The sequence below is a fragment of the Cupriavidus necator A5-1 genome (assembly GCF_000744095.1).
Classification (GTDB): domain Bacteria; phylum Pseudomonadota; class Gammaproteobacteria; order Burkholderiales; family Burkholderiaceae; genus Cupriavidus; species Cupriavidus necator_A.
The window spans coordinates 92,292-110,614 of sequence record NZ_JQLI01000004.1; the positions used below are offsets into that span (position 1 = coordinate 92,292).

The 18,323-nt window shown below is 60.3% G+C and carries 11 protein-coding genes and 1 tRNA gene; 7 read left to right on the forward strand and 5 right to left on the reverse strand.

The features are described from left to right. The first annotated feature begins 417 nt into the window (after positions 1-417). Positions 418-906, forward strand: a complete 489-nt coding sequence (locus K307_RS22385; RefSeq protein WP_042882906.1) for a hypothetical protein — start codon at positions 418-420, stop codon at positions 904-906. A 484-nt stretch (positions 907-1,390) separates the two neighbouring features. Here K307_RS22385 and K307_RS22390 read toward each other — a convergent pair whose 3' ends face one another. Both K307_RS22390 and K307_RS22395 read right to left on the reverse strand, forming a co-directional pair. Continuing rightward, positions 1,391-2,437: a hypothetical protein gene (locus K307_RS22390; RefSeq protein WP_042882908.1), complete on the reverse strand. Its 1,047-nt coding sequence runs from the start codon at positions 2,435-2,437 to the stop codon at positions 1,391-1,393. A 41-nt stretch (positions 2,438-2,478) separates the two neighbouring features. Next, positions 2,479-4,572, reverse strand: coding sequence for a DEAD/DEAH box helicase (locus tag K307_RS22395; protein ID WP_042882910.1), 2,094 nt, complete (start codon positions 4,570-4,572; stop codon positions 2,479-2,481). 200 nt (positions 4,573-4,772) lie between these two features. Here K307_RS22395 and K307_RS22400 point away from each other — a divergent pair, with 200 nt between their 5' ends. The 4 genes from K307_RS22400 to K307_RS22415 all read left to right on the forward strand — a co-directional run bounded on the left by K307_RS22400 (position 4,773) and on the right by K307_RS22415 (position 9,421). Beyond that, entirely contained in the window at positions 4,773-6,371 is a 1,599-nt protein-coding gene (locus tag K307_RS22400) for a hypothetical protein (RefSeq protein ID WP_155301252.1), read from the forward strand. Positions 6,372-6,398: 27 nt separating this feature from the next. Continuing rightward, positions 6,399-7,349: a hypothetical protein gene (locus tag K307_RS22405; protein ID WP_042882916.1), complete on the forward strand. Its 951-nt coding sequence runs from the start codon at positions 6,399-6,401 to the stop codon at positions 7,347-7,349. 84 nt (positions 7,350-7,433) lie between these two features. Then, positions 7,434-8,375: a recombination-associated protein RdgC gene (locus K307_RS22410; RefSeq protein ID WP_051975103.1), complete on the forward strand. Its 942-nt coding sequence runs from the start codon at positions 7,434-7,436 to the stop codon at positions 8,373-8,375. An 8-nt stretch (positions 8,376-8,383) separates the two neighbouring features. Continuing rightward, positions 8,384-9,421, forward strand: coding sequence for a hypothetical protein (locus K307_RS22415; protein WP_155301253.1), 1,038 nt, complete (start codon positions 8,384-8,386; stop codon positions 9,419-9,421). Between the two features lie 393 nt (positions 9,422-9,814). On the opposite strand, the gene K307_RS44500 is transcribed toward K307_RS22415, so the two are convergent. The 3 genes from K307_RS44500 to K307_RS22425 all read right to left on the reverse strand — a co-directional run bounded on the left by K307_RS44500 (position 9,815) and on the right by K307_RS22425 (position 13,055). Next, on the reverse strand, positions 9,815-10,129 hold the full coding sequence (locus K307_RS44500; protein ID WP_051975104.1) for a hypothetical protein: 315 nt from the start codon (positions 10,127-10,129) through the stop codon (positions 9,815-9,817). Between the two features lie 909 nt (positions 10,130-11,038). Next, positions 11,039-11,140 (reverse strand) — tRNA-Met (locus K307_RS47945). Between the two features lie 505 nt (positions 11,141-11,645). Then, entirely contained in the window at positions 11,646-13,055 is a 1,410-nt protein-coding gene (locus K307_RS22425; protein ID WP_042883331.1) for a replication initiation protein, read from the reverse strand. Positions 13,056-14,461: 1,406 nt separating this feature from the next. On the opposite strand from K307_RS22425, the gene K307_RS22430 reads away from it, so the two are divergent. Beyond that, a complete protein-coding gene (locus K307_RS22430; protein ID WP_196251608.1) occupies positions 14,462-15,673 on the forward strand; it encodes a ParA family protein in 1,212 nt (403 codons plus the stop codon). Continuing rightward, positions 15,670-16,641, forward strand: a complete 972-nt coding sequence (locus K307_RS22435; RefSeq protein WP_042882919.1) for a ParB/RepB/Spo0J family partition protein — start codon at positions 15,670-15,672, stop codon at positions 16,639-16,641. The genes K307_RS22430 and K307_RS22435 overlap by 4 nt, the downstream gene beginning before the upstream one ends. Positions 16,642-18,323: the final 1,682 nt, after the last annotated feature.

The following is an 18,323-nucleotide window of genomic DNA, read 5'->3' on the forward strand; positions in this document are numbered from 1 at the left end:
CCCGGCATCAGCGATACATGCCGGTGGCGTCATCCAATGGCCAGTACTCGCGTGTGGGCGAGGCGCAAGCGGTCAACGCCATCATCCGGCTTGAGCGTGGTTGCCGCCGCGTATTGCCGCGCAGGCCAGAAACATATCGAGCGTGCAGGCAGGCGCGTCGGCGGCGAGCATACATTGCGCATTCCGGTGGAACGTGTCCGGTTCCATCTCAGGCTTGCCGGGCGGTTGGCCTGCGCGGCAGTGTTGGCCTGCCAAGGCGGCGGATCTAGATTGGCCGGCAAGCTGCGTCGCGGCCGGTTGGAGGGCTCTTCAGCACGAAATGCTGGACATGAACTCCGCAACCGCTATGCTTGCCACACCTCGATTCGAGCCACGACAGGGCCGGCTGAGGCATATACCACTTGGAGAATAATCAGAATGATCCGCACGATTTCCGTTGTTGCCGCCGTCACTGTCGCCACCCTGATGGCAGGCTGCGCCGCAACGCACCCCACCCCCACCAGTCACGGAGTCTCGAGCGAGTTCAAGGCGTCCGTCAGCAAGGGCGTGGCTCAACCGGTCGTCGTAGCCAATGGCCATCAGATCAACCCGGAAGTCAGCAAGAGCCTGCTCGATTCGTTCGCTGCACAGGCTGACAAGTTTGGCGTGAAAGTCATCCCCAATGGCGTGCCGGTGACCATCACCGTGCAGGAATACAGCGCCCGCCCGACCGCCGCCCGCCTCCTGGCAGGAGCTCTCGCTGGCAAGCACCATATCAAGGCCGACGTCGCGCTGGGCGAATCGAAGTTCGTGGTCGAAGACACCGCCCGCACGGTCTTGGTCGGCATCAACGGTGTGGCAGCGAACGTCGGCGTGCAGGCAGCTAACGGCGTGGCGGGCATCGCCGGCCTGTCCCAAGCGAACTGACGCCCCCGAGCCAGGCGTGGCTCCTCCGTGGAGCTAACATGGCCCGCCCAACGCCGACCTAAACACAGGTCGGCGATTTTTTTGGGGCGAAAGCGAGCGCAAGGATGAGCAATATGGCCGAAAAACCTGTTTCACGTTCGTGAAATAGAGCTCACAAACCTCTCAGAGTTGCGGGTTTGTATGCGCGGGCGCCAGTCAGCTAGGCTAGGAGTAGACTTGGCGCGCGAAAAGAGCTTTCAGCCTCGACAGGTACATCACATAGCAGCGGAAGCTTGAGTTCTTCCCTACTGAACCGGTGAAAGTCGTGTTGCGCGTCCGCAAGGATGATCACGAGCACGCCTTCCGGTCGTTGAAGCTGTCCGATGATCAAACCATGGTCGACGAGCCAGGGGTTCGTACTGACCGCCACCGTCTGTCCGTCGGTCTCCCTTACAATCGAGTGGGTGACCGTCCTTACGCACCATGTTTCGCTGCTGCCGCCCCTTTAAGCCGCTCGATCTCGGTTAGCAAGGTATGCGTCGTCCGGATCTTCGATCGGTCCGCTCGCCGGGCGATTGGTCGGCGGGCCAAAGGTCAGTCCCTTGGTCGGCTTGGCCGGCGCATCCGCTGCAGGCTTCTCAGCATCAAAAGCAATCTGCTGAATACCCAGCTTTCCGGCGCGGACGGCAAGGTTCGCCGCCAATTGCTGAATAAGCTGAGGCTCGCGCAGAAAGGTTTCCACGATCCGCTTTGCCTCCGGCATCAGTGCCTGCCGCGTCCCTGGCTCCTCCATCCCGAAGATCATCATCGTCGCAAGGTCACGGCGGTTCAGGCCCAGGCCATTGTTTCGATCGGAAATGCCAGCTTCCTTGAGCTTTTGTTCGAGCTGGCTGATCAGCGCTTGAGCCTGCGCTTCGTGATCATGTTCCATCGCAAGCCGCATCAGGTATTCCCCAACGCGGTCGGCGCCCCCACCCTCGCGCAGCTTCGACTGCGCCTTTTGCAATACCGCGGGATCCTTGAGCATATCTGCACCGATTGCCGGCCAGCGCTCTGCAAACTCTTCGGCGGCCCGCCGCACCGCATCCGAGGGAAAGCCATTTGCCTGTGCCGCGGCTACGCCAAGGGGCTGCACTTCTGTGAAGGCGGCATTGCCAGGGTCACCGTGAATGGGCGTCGGATTGCCGCGTTCCATGAACCTCACGGACGCTGTCCCTTGTTGCTCAGCAGGCGTCGTCGCACTAGGTAGACCGGCCTTTTCCGTACCGGCACCCTCGGCCGGACTGCCCAAGGCTGATTTGTCGCCGAAAAGCCGCTTGATGAACGCGATTACAGCCTTGAGAAACCGCGTAATCGAGTCGACGACCTGGGCGATCATCGACCTATCCTTGTCTAGCATCGAGTAGCCGGCCGACCAGCCAGGCTTGTCGGTCCCTGTCGCCTGCGCTGCGGCCTGCGCTACTGGGCGCCTTGGCCCCGACGGCGTCGAGGCATCGACTTCCTTGTACTGAACGTCCTCCGGCTGCGCGCCGGCGAAGGTAATTGCAACCATAAATTCTCCTTTCTTTGCAAGAACGGGCCCCAAGGCCCTCTTTAATTGAACAGCCGACTCTGCGAGAAGCGCTTGTTGGCCATATCGTCACGCGCCTCCGCCTGATCAATGGCCACCGTGAGGTCAATCCGGTTCTCCAGCAAATCGCGAGGGCGGATCGGAATGAGCTTGAATACGCTGGTGGTTGACCCGCTCTGTGCCGTTCCCTCGAACTCACCTGTCCCGCGGCTCACCATGTCATGCGCCGCGAGCTCAAAACCATTGGAGATCCGCGTCAAGGCATCCAGCCGGCCGCGCGTTTCGACTGACAGGCCCGCTAAGTCCTCGACCATTAGGAAGCACTCACCACTTCCACCGGCACGCGCCAGGCGGCCTCGCATCTGGTGCAGCTGTGACATGCCGAAATAATCGGCGTCCCGGATCACCATGACTGCAACGTCCGGAGTGTCGATCCCGGTCTCGAATACCGTCGATGCGATAACGATCGGCGTCCGTCCGTTGGCGACACTCTCGATTGCGACGCGCTTCTCTTCGTCGCTCATTTCCCCGTAGAGGGTGGCAACCTTGCCTGGAAATGCCTTCTCGAACTGCTCGGCGGCCTTTAAGACGGAGGAGCGATTGGCGACGATGTCCCCCTCCTTGCCCTCGCCGCTGGCGGAACCCACCCGGGGGATCAGGATCGCTGCGCGTTTTCCCGCTGCGACGGCTGCCTGAATCGCGCCAACGGTCATCTTCCTCTGACCCACGTCAATGAGTCGGGTTTGGATGGACTTTTCGACAGGCTGTTCGCCAATGGTGAATACCTGCACGCCGGGAAACAACGAAAGCGCCATGGTTCGAGGGATGGGTGTGGCCGACACGTCCAGGACGTGCGTCCAAGGGGCGACCATCCGCTCGCGCGTGGTGGTGTCAAGCTTGTGTTGCTCGTCAGCGATGAGCAGGTTGGGCGTGTACTTGGCCTTGGCCGCCACGGTAGTCATCCCCGCGGTGCCGACAAGGATGGCTTGCGGATCGACGATCTTCCCCCCGGCCTCCACCCGCTGTACTGCCACGGCATCGCCGAAGCGACGAACAAGATTCCGGGCAATCTGGTCGGCCAGCAGGAAGGTCGGTGCGACAATGGCCACGCGAGCACCCAGCTGGTTCGCGGCCACGGCCGGTGCCAGATATGCGAGCGTCTTACCGGTTCCCACATCGCCACAGAGCAAGCCGTTCATCGGCGTGCTGTTCTGCAGGGCCGCGGCGATCCCAGCCGTTGCGCGCTCCTGATCTCCGGTCGGCTTCTCGGGTTGCGACCGGAGAATCTTCGCGGCCCGCTCAACGATGCCACCTTCGCCGCTGCCGCCAATCGGGGCATCCGGGTGTGGCGCTCTTGCGTTCTGCCGCAGCGCGGCAGCCTGGATCGCCAGGCAGGCGATGCGCTTTGCGGTTGTGAGCGCTGCGGTTCCCTCTTCGGGTGTGGCGGGGGCATGCAATCCGGCGAACAGATCCTCGAGGTCGGCGAACTGGTCCGGGGCCTCGCAGGCTTCGAGAATTTTCTCCTCAGGAAGACCGCACGCTTCGCAGATAGCCTCGGCGGCGGATCTCAGGGCCAAGTCGACGTCCTGATCCAGTACGTGTCCGACCAAGGCGTTCACGGCGTTGCCGGCCACTCGGCCCGGGATACCGAGGTAAATCGGCATCACCTTGCCAACATACCGGGTGTCGAGCTGCTCGACATTGTCCAGGCAGAGCATCGAACCGAAGCGAACCGGCCGGGCCATGATCAGAAGAGAATCGCCGACCTGGATGTCCTTCCATCCCCAGACCGCGCCGAAGATCCCCATGCTGGCTTGGACGCCCGCTGCGTCGGCGACCGAGATGTCCAGTCTCGCAGTGCTCTTTCCAAATGGGGACTTTAGCGGCACCTTCGATCCGGGCGCGAACCCCAGGATTGGCTCCCTCCCGTCCTCACGCTCACCCACCCTCACCAGCATTGGGACAGGCCGCTCGGCCCCGGCCACCTCCGCGAACTGTTGGGCTACCCGGCGGAAATCCTGATGCCTCGCGGGCGCGCACAGAAGCGCCTCCTCAAGCCGGCGTAGGCCCAGCCGCGAGACGGTCCTGTCAAGGGTCGGATTGGACAAAATGGCCATCTGGACACGTATACCGGTGACATCGTCAAGTTTACAATTATAATCATACGACAAAATAACTTTCGGACGCCTCTCGACCGGCGTGCCGCCCTTTCTGACCTGCTATGAGAAGCCCGTACCGATACCTCAATTCCGGCCCATCGTCCCGGCTCTATAGCGTCCTTGCTGATCAGATCTCCAAGTCTCAGACAAAGGCGCCGGTGGCACAGTGGATCTCGCTGATCGGAAAGCTCACTCAGAAAGGCGTCAAAGGCAACGAGATCGAGGATTCGAACCTCCTCGCTACCCTGGAATTGCGCGACCCAAAGCAGTTGCTTACCAGGGACGATTTGCTGCAGATGCTTGTGTCGACGACTCCGACGATCAAGGAGATCGATCTTGCGCGGCCCAAGTACGCCAACTACAAGCAACCCGGTCCAAGCGCCTATCAGGAAACGCTCTATGTCCTCAACAGCCAGAAGGCAAACATAGAGGACCGGATGGACGAGATCCGCTTCGAGCTGGAGGAGTTGGACTTCGATCTGGATCGCCTAGCGCGGGACCCTGGCGTCGTAGTCCGACTCGACGCGGAGCGCCGCGCTCTGCTGGCATCCGTCGACAAGGCTCATGATTTTTCACACCACCACTTCTCGGATATGGAGGATCCGGAGCGGCCCGGTCAGAAGGTCGCCAACCTCCTCGCCCATGCCCGGACGACCGTGCGCGGCGACCTCTTCATGATCGAGGAGATTCAGTCGGATTGGGCCCAGCGCGGGCGCCGCCAGGATTGGGCAAACATTTCCAAGGGTCCGTTCGTGACGAACACCGAAGTCTGGTCGGGACTCATCCTGCGCCGGACCCTTCAGCGGGCAGCTGAGAATCCGGCAATCCGTCGTGTGGCATGGATCACCGCCAACATGCGTAATGGCTGGAACAACGAGCGCCAGAGCGACGGCCTGAACGACTTCTACCTGAAGATCCTCCCGAAGATCGCCGAGAAGGCCCTCAAGGGTAGCGACCAGAAAATCCGGATGAACACAGTCAAGTTCCAGGAGAACGGTCCCGAGCACAGCGTGCCCGGGTTTGACATGACGCCACAGGCAAGGGAGGTCCTCTTGAAGCCGCAACCCATGTATTCCCGCGACGTGCTGCACAACACCCTGGCAGTGTTGATCGACGACCTTCCCGACCACCAGCAAGCCTACCTGAGCCGTGCCCGCGAGATGCTGGGCTCCGTCGCCTCTGTCCGCCTTGCTTCTCAGATCTACGATGCTGCAGGCTCGGAAGTCGCCGGTAGCCAGATCAACCGCATGATACTCCTTTCATTGCGTGCGAAGGAACCCGACCGCGTCTTCTATCACGAGTGTTGGCACTACGCACAGGAACACTTGATTGAACAGGAGAAGAACGACGCGATCGACCGAGCGTTCCGCGCCGGCTCGCCGTTGCATGCTCTGACGGTAAAGTGCCTGTCGGAGCGCGGACTGCATAAAGCGGCAGCACAGTGCAATGACCCACGCGAGGCGGCTGCGCACGCGTTCTCGCTTTGGAAGACTGGCGCGCTCGCCCTCCCAACCGAGGCGACACCGGACACCAGCGAGGTTGCCAATACCTTCGGGGCGGTCGGTCGCACGGCTGACAGCTTTTTCGCGTGGATGCGTCGGGTTGCTGGCGAGGCTGAAATTCAGAGCGATGCTACCGATGTGCAACTCGTTGCGGCGATCTTCGAGCAATTGGCCTCTGGCGACTTGGCGGAGCACGAGGGAGAGAGCCCTGGCGACGACGGTCATGAGGTCGCGATACGGCCGCGGATGCGCTAGCCCCCTGCCATCGCTAAGGTCTACATCATGGATCCACAGATTATCGGTCTGAATGGCGTCTCGAAGCACGAGCGCAAGGCAATCGCGTCGGAGTTGGAAAAGCAGGCGCACGCGCGCGGCCTGGCGCTCCAGGTTGTCAGCCTTACCGCGCTTCTGATCGAAGATCTGATCCACGCCTTCCCTTCGGCTCGCGGCATCCTCGATGCCGCGCTAACCGGGCATCCGCCCGATGGGGCGCATGGCGAATTGGCGCTGAGCCAATGCGCCGACCGGGCCTTTGTCCGCGCAGCGATCGAGTTCGCGGATGAGCGGGATCTCGAGTTTGACGATCTGGGCCACTTCTTTGCCCAGCCGCGCTCGGTTGAGCAGATCTTCCACTGGTGGCGCGTTGCCTATCGTGAGCGCCAAACCCCTGGTTACTTCTTCGAGCTCGCACGCGCCGGCTTCAACACCCTCCGGCAACGCGGAGGGGCGGACATTTACCTGGTGGAGGACGCCGACACCATGAATGTCTGCCGTGTCATCCGTGGCGCAGACGGTGAAAACTGGCTCGGTGCCCCGGCCTTTGGTGACACCCGCCTTTTGGGGCCGACCGTACGTGTTCCAGCGACCGCCTTGAACAGCCAGCTGGCCATTTTCGTCCGCCACCAGTTCGCTCGCAGCCGAACCGACCACGTGGCCCGATGGGCTGGCCGCCAACACGCGACCACGCAAGTCGACGCAGAGCAGATCCTGCTCGACGCTGGTGTATGGTTTGACCGCGCGTACAGCCGCGCCGGACCAACGCCAGGCTCCGTCGTCTATTTCAACCGCGGTGATGAGCTCAATGTAGCCATGTATGACCCCTCCATAGGATCGGTGAGCATTTTGGAGGACGGTCGCGCCGATGGTACTCCGGAGGAGCGCCGCGTCGACGTACCACTCTTACTTTCCGACCCCGGCCCGGAGCGATCTTTATCGCCGCGCATCGCTCTCTAATCGGTCTATTTATTTTGACGTATCAGTAATTTTCGAACGATGAAATGCCGGCGTGGCCGGCCCATCACCAATAAGGACACCTCTATGTGGCTCAAGAACGCAACAGTCCTTCGACTCGTAAGCCTCGGCCAGCATCTCGACGCGCTCAACAATGCGCTCGGAAAACAAGCTTTCACGTCCTGCGGCAGCAGTGACTTCGCATCCAGCGGCTGGGTACCGCCCCGCGCCGATGGATCGCTGGCCCATGTAGTGGGTCAGCAAGTTCTACTTAGCTATTGCATCGAGAAGAAGGTACTGCCAAGTGCCGTGGTGAAAGACGCACTGGCGGCCCGTTCAGCGGAGATTGAGGCCCGCCAAGGCTTCAAAGTAGGCCGCAAGCAGCTGAAAGAGCTGAAGGAAGATGTCACGCGCGAGCTGCTGCCAAAGGCCTTCGCAACGCGCAGCAAGACCGCAGTATGGATCGATCCCGTCAACAACCTGATCTGTATCGACGCCGTCGGTTCCAAGGTCGACACCATCGTGACCGCCCTCTTCCGGTCCATTGATCGGCTTGAGGCCACGCCGCTGCATTGCAACCTGTCCCCCGCGGCCGCGATGACGGACTGGCTGGCCAGCGACAAAGCACCCGCCGGTTTCACTGTCGACCAGGATGCCGAGCTCAAAGACTCTGGCGAGGGCAAGTCTACCGTGAAGTTCGCAAACCATAGCCTGGATGCGGCGGATCTCGGTCACCACCTTGCCGGCGGCAAGCGGTGCACGCAGCTGGCAATGACCTGGGAAGACCGAATCTCGTTTGTCCTCACCAGCGCCCTGGGACTGAAAAAGATCAAGGCCCTGGGTGTGATCAAAGACGAAACGAAGGACAACGGCGAGGACGCGGACGCCAGATTCAATGCCGACTTCGCGCTGATGGCTGGCGAGCTTGGCAAGCTGATTGCTGCCCTCGGCGGAGCACTCGGGGGCGAATCGCCGGCCGAGGGCGGCCGACATCGAACCGATGAACAACAGCTGCCGATGGCGGCGTGAGAATTTCAATGAGTAACAAACTACACCTCAAAGAGATCCGTTTGCCTGCGGACTGGGTGGGCCAGTGCTTCACACAAGCCCAGGGCGATATCACTTCGCTCTACGCTTCCCGGGCATCTGAAACCACCCCTGCTCGCATTGCCAGCTGCGGCCCATTGACTGGTGACGTGCTCAAGGCCTTGGCTGTTGCGCTCAGTGACGCGTGGCGAACCGGCCGCGGGCTCGCCCCGAGGGCTGACCCTGAGCCATATGAAGTGCCGATTGGTGCAGAGGTGCCAATGCGACGTCAGAGCGCGCAGCGGCTGCTGCTGAACACTTTCGGCGCAGCGCCGATCGTCACCTTCATGCAACACGCGAGCAACGTTGCCCGCGAGGCGGACCCGCTCCTGAAGGACCTGGTCTGGCAACAAGGCCGTCGCGGCTACATGGTCGAGTACAGGCTGCTGGACCAGGCGGGTAACGTTGTAGCCGCCGACGTCGAAAGCAATATGGCCCTGCGCGCCGCCCGCATTGCGCGGCTGGTCGATGTCGATGCATGGTGCATGCCTCTTGAGGACTTCGAGCTCAGTTCACTGGCAATTCCGGTGACCAGGGGAAACGGTGCGAAGGAGTCCCGTCTGCTGGTTGTTGAAGGCGCTCAGGCCCCGGCCGGCGCTCAGGACCTCAACGCGCTCCGCTCCGAGCTTGGCCGCATCTACGATCGCGCGACCGTCGGCAAGAATGGGCTAGAGCTGGCGCCGCGGCAGGAATGGATCGCATCGTCGGTGACGCAGCTGTTGAACCGCGCTCTGGACAGCGACCTCCGGACGTTCCAGATGGCAGGTGCGAAGGCGATGATCTTCTTTCACGCGGACAACCCTCGCCTGAATCCACATTCAGTCCGTTCGATGGTCCACTGTGACCTGGTGGTCGCGGCCTGCGAACGGGGCGAGCACGTACCGGATGAGGTGATTGCAGACCTGCGCGCAAGGAACCCTCGGATCGAATTGCCGATGGCGGCGGCCCCCGCAGACCGCCAATCCTATTCCCGCCCGACGCTTCATTGAGCGTAGCGTGACCACTCGGATTTTGAAGGAGCTGTCGTTGAGTCCGTAGGCATTCCCCCAACAAAAAAAGCCTGGAGTTGGCGCTCCAGGCTTTTTATCGGCATAGACAAAAGGGGTGGCAGGCTTCGAAACCCTCTTGACTCGACCTCTAAGACAGTTCGAGTCTACGAAGACTCGCCCTTCGCTGGCAATGCTCCCTCCACAAATTTGCGCGTTGATCGAAGATGAATTTTGGCTTCGAAGGGCTTCCTATTGCCCAAAAAAACAACAGCATGCGGTGGTGCGCCGCATGCTCCGGCCCCTGTCGACATCGATGGCCGGCCGGCAACCCAAGGCAGCCAGGTGCGATGCCGGCCGGCTGCCTGAGCGGATTCTCAGAGCGATCGCGTTGGCCTACGAGCCGATGGGCTCCGGGCTTTGCACATCACGAATCGCCAAGTCCTGGCCACGCTCATCCGCTTCGCACTGAACCAGAAGGATCCCACCTCGCTCGCCTCCATAAAGAAGGCAACGATTGCGCAGCACCTCGCGATTAGCGAGGCCACTGTCTATCGAGCGCTTGGAGCAGTTGAAGATGCTGGGCTGATTGAGCGTGAACGGCAGCAACGCACCAGTGCGCACCTCGAGGTCGTTGGGCGGATCGGGTTCACTGCAAAGTTGCTCCAGTGCATCGGGGTCGCTGGCCGGCAGCTTGGGTCCGCTATCCATCCTGAACCTTCGACCGGCTCCGATGCGTCGCGGTCCAGCTCTGCATGTCTCGCACCGGTGAGTGGCGTAAACAAACCCAAGCAGTCTTCTACGAAGAAACATCCTGGGCCGGGAGCCTTTGTGCAAATTGACGATCGGGCAGTGCCCATTGTTCTCTGGCGCCTCTCGTGCGCGATCAAGAGCTGAAGACGTCCGCCCTCTTCCTTCTGATGCGGCTCGCCAGGGAGGCTGGCCACCGGCTGTCGGACGTCGTCTCGGCATCCGGCCATGCACTCGGGCCGCTCCGGGGGCGAGAACTGTTCGCCTACCTCAAGTCGCTCCTCGGAAAGCCCATCGATTATGGCCATGTGGTCCGGACTCGGAAGGCCCAAGAAGACGAGAGACACGCAGCCGACGCTCGGGCCGCGCAGGACCGGGAGGAGGTTGGTCAACTCATTGAGCGGTACCGCGGTAGACGGGTGTCAGCACCCGACGGGCGGATCTATGAGGTCGACTCGGCGTCGGTCGTGATCACTGAGACCAACGGCCGCCGAAGTTCATTAGGGCATGGCCAGGCGCGAGCCTGGCTCATCGAGATGGACAGAGCAGCGACTGGGCTCTCGCGTTCCCTGGCCCAACCGTCGTCAGCGACACGATCATCGTCGGCCATGGCACACGCGGCTATTGAGCATCTTCGCAGCCTCGTCGGCGGCAGACAGGCCTCCCAACATGTTTGGGGCTGAGCTCGGGGAGCATAGTTACGCGATCCAACGCGCTTGGAGGCGCTTGAACGCGCTTGAACCCGCTACGTGAACCGCGCGGGGGTGAGAGTTACGCGCTTCAATGCGCTTCAACGCGCTTGGGCGCGCTAAGGCGCGCTTGAAGGCGCTAGATCAGTCGGCTTGATGCGGGCTTCTGCGTTGCGCAGAGTGGGCCGGGTGGGATTCGAACCCACGGTGTCCTCTCGGAGGCGGATTATGAGTCCGCTGCCTGCATGAGTCCGCTGCCTGCAACTAGCACGGCGTCCGGCCCTGAGCAATTGCGCGTGCACTTCTTAGTACGGCAATTGTAACGCGTGCCGTGCAAGCTCTCTGCGACCACGAGTCCTTTTCCCTTGTCCTCGATGGGGTTCGCGAGTGGATGCTTAAGTTTCGGGGCCGAGGACCCGGTCAAACGCGCGATCAGTGCCGCGTTTGACCTCTCTCTCCGGGCTGGCTTCGTATGGAGTCCGCGGGCTGCGGACAGCTTCAGGTCGAAAGCGTCCAAGTAGGCCGTGGCCAACTCAGGTCTGGCAAAGTGCCAAGGGACGGCGAATTTTGCATCATCTCTTCTCATTTCAGATGAGAATTCTCAAAATGAGTGAGAAGTTATGAGACAAGCAGCAACCCTTCCGGCAAAGACAATGGTCGGGCCAAAAGAAGGCCTCTCCCGCAGTATTGAAGGGTGAGCGTTAGGCGGTGTCGAGGTTTCGCACGGCGCAGGCATAGAGGCCTTTCATCCACAGCACCGCGCGAGCGGGGCAGGAATTCCTGCCTTTTCAGGCTGGGGAGGATGTCAGCTGGGACTTGATGCGCCCGAACACGAATTGGCCCAGATACCAGGCCAAATCCGGATTTGCCAGGATGACCTCTTCGGGCACCGACGACGGCTCAAGTTTCATCCGCCTTAGCACGAGTTTGCCTTCCCTCGAGGCAAGCCATGCTCGAACGAGTTCTCGGCGTACTTTGGCCTCCGATGACGTGAAAGATTCCCGCCCTTGCCGCGATTCTTCGTTCATACGAGCGCGGGTCTCGTCTTCGCGCGAGGCAACGCTGCGCTCCACAGTTGCCTTGACAGCTATCTTCGCGGCTTCCTTCTCTGCTTCCTCGGTGAGGAGTTTGGTCTGGACTTGAACCATCGTCCGTTCGGCATCTGACATCCGCCAGTTGTCGCGCAAGGCCTTCATCAGATACCCGGCAGGGCTCTTCTTGATCTGACCGCGATTCAACTTAAACCGGGTGTACTCGATGGCCTGCAGAATGCGATCATCGTTCCACGTCTCGCGGTTCTCGGAAATCTCGCTGAACTGCCGGGTGGAGAGGTTGAACTCTTCCTTCAGAATCTTGTAGAGCTGACTGGCATCGGACAGGCTGGCCATGACGGCGTCGGCAGTGTCCTTACGCTTGAGCAGGAACCGAATCCGGTCGACTTTCTTCGACGACGTGGATTCGGTCTTGGTTTCATATGACAGGTCGATGTCCGAGATCTCATTGATTTCACGGACTGCCGGCTCAAGCCAGTCACGCTTGAAGTATTTAAAGATGGTCGCATTCGCGCCCATCTTTCCCGGCCAGGTCCGCATCTCATCCAGCTTGATCCAGTCGGTACGCCCGTTAGGCACACTTGGCAGGACCTTGTCATAGATCGCACGCGCGAGGCTGCGGGTAAAAGACGTGGAGATTCGAAGGCTGAGCCAGTGCGACTTGCGGGGGTCTCGAATGTGTGGAATCAAGCTGTGATGCACATCGAAACGGACGCGGCCGCGGTGCAGAGCCACCATGCCTATCAGCTGAACCTGAACCCAGATATCCTGTTCATCGGGCTCACGGTCTGACGGCGTATTAGTGACACGGATCTTCGCGTTCTGTGCTTCGTCCGCGATGGTACGCAGATGCTTCAGGTTGCGGCTGTCATAGCGCATCAACCACTTGAAGTAGTTCAGCTCGACATCGTATTGGTCACGAGCTTCTGGCTCCTGTGCGACGATGAAATACGCGGCATCGAGGAACCGTCTCGCCGCCAACCCCATGTTGACGATTTCCGTGAAGAAATTGTTGCGCTGATAGCCGATTTCGCGGTTGGCCTCGTTGATAGGCATACCGAGGTCAAACATGTCCTCGAACAACGCGAGCGCCATTTGGCGAGGCGTTGTCCTTGCTGCGGCCTCCACCGGATTGTCCGTCGCCATACTCGTCTTCCCGCTCGTTTTGGTGCTCGAGCACTCTAGCATGTGATGGTGAGGTTCTGTCAACACAATGAACCTCACCATTGACGACGTGCCGAGGCCCTACCGGTCGACGCGCACAACGAACCTCACCACACGCACAAACAACCTCACCTACATCAGTAGGCCGTTTCCTTCTAGCCCTTGTCTAGCTTGGGTAGCTAAGACATCTCCACAGATCACGCACAATCCATCTCACCTTCGTGGCACGAGCACAACGAACCTCACCTTGTTGTTGGACAGATCTCACCTTGCCCACACAGTAAACTGCACCATTGCAGCACAGCAAACCTCACCTCTGACACAATGAACTTCACCTTTTGAATGTTAAGTCATTGATAAACAAGGAAGTCGGCGTTCCTTGTTTGTAGGTTGGCTTGTTTAGTTCCAAAAAAACCTAACCAACACCGGACCCCAGTCCATGAAACCTGTCCGCGCATACCAGCCGCTCACTGCGGAGCACCAGACTTGCGGTACCGAGCCGGCATCCTTGGATGCATTCCTGGCTTTCCTATAGGCCCTAGCTCAGGGCAGGAAGCGGAGCAAGTGCTCGTGCGGCCGAACAAAATCCCCCTTACGACCGCAGGAAATGGCACGCGCGAAGCGTGCACATAGACGTATGCACCCGGGCGCCCAGCATCATGGTGAGGTTATTTGTGCAGGATTGAAGGTGAGGTTCATTGTGCTGACCCCAACTTCCAAACGTGCAGTCGCACAATGAACCTCACCATTGCGCCACAGAAGGACCACGGCTCAAGGTTAGGCTCATTGTGCTGTATCGGGGGCACGCCCTTGCGGGCCACCCCTCGGGCCGCCCTCCCCGCTGCTCGTCTTGGATAACGCATTCAACGTGTCACGAAGGTGAGGTTGTTTGTGCAGCGCGGAAGCCAGGGCGTTAAGCGGCACAAAGAACCTCACCTTGACTGGCTTCCCTGCTGAGGCTTTTTTGTCCGACAGGGCAAAGGTGAGGTCGATTGTGCACAAACAAGGAACCTACTCCCTTCCGCACTACCCCTGGGCCTCACGGGGCAAATGAAGGTGAGGTTGATTGTGCCGCCTCGGTGCAAGTACAGCTGTGGAGCTCCGCTGAATTGCACAAACGACCTCACCTTGCCGATGGGGTTCAAGGATGCGGACCATTGAAGGTGAGGTCATTTGTGCCACTTTTCGGTGACCGCCTCCAAGGGACGGAAGGAACCCTGCAGGCTGACTTGCCCTTTGTGACCCCCGGGGCTTACAGGAAGTGCCTAAAATTTAGGCAAAACTGTGGTTTTTGAAGAGTCTTTGTTTAAAAAACAGCGGTTTATGAGCCGCGGCTCAAGTATTTCCTGTATTGTGAGCTTTCTCGAATTTTCCGGAAAAACCTCAGAATGGTGAAAACGAGCCAACTTCCTGCAGTCGACCGAACTGTACCGCTTGAGCAGATATCCCAGTTCGCGGAAAAGGTCACCATTTTTACGGATGAACTTCGCGAGACGATTCTCGCACCGCGGCCAAGAAAAACCGCACCGATTTTCAAGACAGGGGAGATTGCGGAGATGTGCAACATCTCACACTCCCAAGTTCAGTATCTGGCGACCAAGGGGGATGGCGAACTGCCCCCTGGTACTGCGGCCGGTACCGGGCGTACCAGGACCTTCACACTGGCGGAGGCTCGCATCTGGGTTCAGAAGGTCTCGGACATTTATCAGACGCCGCTCGTCACTGGAACGAGACAGCCTGAAGGAAAAATCGTCATTACCGCACAGCTCAAGGGTGGGTCGGCCAAGACCACCACGACGATGTGTCTTGCCCAGGGGTTGACATTGCGCGGCCGAAAAGTTCTGGTGGTCGACCTCGACCCTCAAGCCTCGCTCTCGGAGCTCTGTGGCTTGTATGCCGAAAAAGACGTCACGCCGGAAGACACCATCCTGCCGTATATCTATGACCAGCAGATCGAAGGTGGGCTGCAGGCACGCGTTCAGTCGACCTATTGGGATGGCCTTGACATTATTCCAGCGCACACCGAGTTGATTGGGGCAGAGTTCCATCTGCCCGCTATGCAGAAGATGAAGCCGGGCTTTCGTTTCTGGACCGTACTACGGGAGGGGTTGGAGCCATTGCGGAAGGACTACGACTACATCCTCATGGATACGTCGCCGTCGCTTTCGTACCTTAACCTGAACGCCTTGCTGGCTGCAGACGCGATGGTCATGCCGATGGTCCCTGAGAATCTGGACTTCATCAGCTCGCTGTCATTCTGGCGCCTGTTTTCAGACGTCTCCAAGAGCTTCATCAAATACGAGGCGGACAAGAAATACGACTTCGTCTCGTTGCTGCTCTCGAAGGTCGACTATGGGCGCACTTCGTCCGCCCCCATCGTACGAGCCTGGGCTCAGAGCGCTTATGAGAGCTGGCTGCATTCGATTGAAGTGCCGGCGAGTTCAGTGATGAGCACCGGAGCTCTGGCGTTCTCAACAGTTTTTGATGTGAGCAGCACGCATAGCGCAGCCAAGTCGCTGCAGCGAGTGCGCCAGCCGATTGTCGAATACTGCCGATGGTTGGACGAAATCTATGCGGAAAAGTGGAGGAACGCGCAATGAGCAATATGCGGGAACAGCTGTTGGCCAAGACGGCCAGCATCCGGAAGACCTCGGCGATTCAGCAGGACGAGGTCAAGCGTAACGACCGGACGCAGACGGCACCGGGCCTCGCTGGCGCATTGGCCGTAGCGCAGATCCGTGTCCAGGAGTTGGAGGCGGCCGGCGTCGCTTCGCAACTCGCTGTTGCGGATATCGGGCCGAATCCGTGGCAGCCGCGGCGCGTTTTCAACGAATCCAAGCTCTCGGAACTGGCGGAGTCGATTCGTGAAGTCGGGCTGATGCAGCCCATCGTGGTCCGCCGCGCTGAAGGCGGCTACCAAATCGTGGCGGGTGAGCGCCGGTGGCGCGCTCACAAAATGCTCGGGCTCGATACGATCAAGGCGGTTGTCGTGGAGTGTTCTGACGCCGATATGGCAGTGCTCGCGATGGTGGAAAACATCAGCCGCGATGACCTGTCCGACTATGAAATCGCCCTGTCTATTCGGCAGACGGAGAAGGAATTTCCGTCGCGTGTGCGACTCGCGGAGGCGCTTGGGCTGTCCAAAAGCGGCCTCTATCGGTTCCTGAGCTTCGGGCAATTGCCAGATTTCGTGTTGCAGGACCTCGACCTTCAGCCGCGTCTGCTCGGTGGGAGTGCGGCGGAAGCAATCGTCACAACAATCCGAAAGTATGGCGAGGCGGGGAATGATGCCGCTAAAGAGATTTGGCCACTGGTTGCATCGGGAAAGATGGAGCAAGGGAAAGCCGCTGGCGCTATCAAGGCACTTGCGACCCGGCGCGCTTCGGAGCCAAGCGCCGCGAGTGAGCGAAGCATTGACAAATTCTTCTCGGGCAAGGAACAAGCAGGTTCCATTACGAAGGACGTCAACGGCTTCACGGTGAAAATTAAAGCTGGGGTGCTAACCGCAGCCCTGGAGACGCAGATACGTGAGCTTATTAGCGAGACGTTCCACCACCAGCCCAAATAAGCTCCCCTAGAAATACATGGCCCGCCGCGAGCGGGCTTTTTTTGTCTTTTCGACGCCAACTATCGCGGGAGCTAGCGGGCTTTCTCAATTAAGGGCGTTGGTAGGCGCCGCCTTGCAAACTTCCCAAGTTGGGGACGGTACCAAATGCGGCTCGAGTTTCCAAATTCTGACTGCGGGGTCGCGGAGCTTCCCAAGTGGGACGGTGCTACTAGCCGCGGGTCGTCGAGTTTCCCAAGTTGGGACGGTCCAGGCGCAGTTCCCGACGTCCCAAGGCGGCACCACATGTATGCAGGCGGACTTTCCGAAGTTGGGACACTTCAGTGCCGCAGCCCTTCCCACGGTAGGACGGTGCCACGTGCGGCTCGAAGACTTCCCAAGTTGGGACGGTGGTAGCCGTAGCTCTTTGAGTTTCCCAAGTTGGGACGGTCCGGCGCGCGAAGCCGACGTTTCCAAGGACGGCGCCACATGCCGGCCGACCTTCCCAAGTTGGGACGCTTCAGGGAGTCGCGGACCTTCCCACGGTAGGACGGTGCCACGTGCAGCTCGAAGGCCTTCCCAGGTGGGGACAGTGGTAGCCGCAACTCATCGAGTTTCCCAAGTTGGGACGGTCCGGCGCGCCAAGCCGACGTTTCCAAGGACAGCGCCCCATGCCGGCCGACCTTCCCAAGTTGGGACGCTTCAGGGAGTCGCGGACCTTCCCACGGTAGGACGGTGCCACGTGCGGCTCGAAGACCTTCCCAGGCGGGGACAGTGGTAGCCGCAACTCATCGAGTTTCCCAAGTTGGGACGGTCCGGCGCGCCAAGCCGACGTTTCCAAGGACGGCGCCCCATGCCGGCCGACCTTCCCAAGTTGGGACGCTTCAGGGAGTCGCGGACCTTCCCACGGTAGGACGGTGACCACGTGCGGCTCGAAGACCTTCCCAAGCTGGGGCAGTGGTAGTCGCAGCTCATCGAGTTTCCCAAGTTAAGACGGTCCGGCGCGCCAAGCCGACGTTTCCAAGGACGGCGCCCCATGCCGGCCGACCTTCCCAAGTTGGGACGCTTCAGGGAGTCGCGGACCTTCCCACGGTAGGACGGTGACCACGTGCGGCTCGAAGACCTTCCCAAGCTGGGGCAGTGGTAGTCGCAGCTCATCGAGTTTCCCAAGTTAAGACGGTCCAGGCCCGGCTTGCCGACGTTCCCAAGATGCGGACACGCAGGCCGCAGACTTTCCCAAGTTGGGACGCTTCGGTGCCAATCGCAGACCTTTTCTCGGTGGGACGGTCCCGGCGCGGCTCGCTGGCGCTCCCAATGCGGGGTGGGACGGCCCCCCACATTGCAGCTCGCCGGCTCTCCCAAGTTGGGACGCTGCCAATTGCCGCTCGCAGACCTTCCCCGATGGGACGGTGAGCGGGGCGGTTCGCAGACCTTCCCTAGCTGGGACGGGGCCAAGTCCGGCTCATGACCTTCCCAAGTTGGGACGGTGCCAAGTGCCGCTCGCGGATGCCACAACTGTTTGGTGATGTGCCCAACGGCACCAAGCTGGGAAAGCCGTCTCCGTACCTCAAAGTCCCGGGAGGTCACGACAGTTGAGAAAGTGGATTTGGGTAGCGGTATATCCGCCGCCAGGCTGACCCCTTCACCCGAGGAAGGCCGGGTCACCGCCTAGCCATGAGTGCCACGTTCGCTTGCGATAGAGCGCG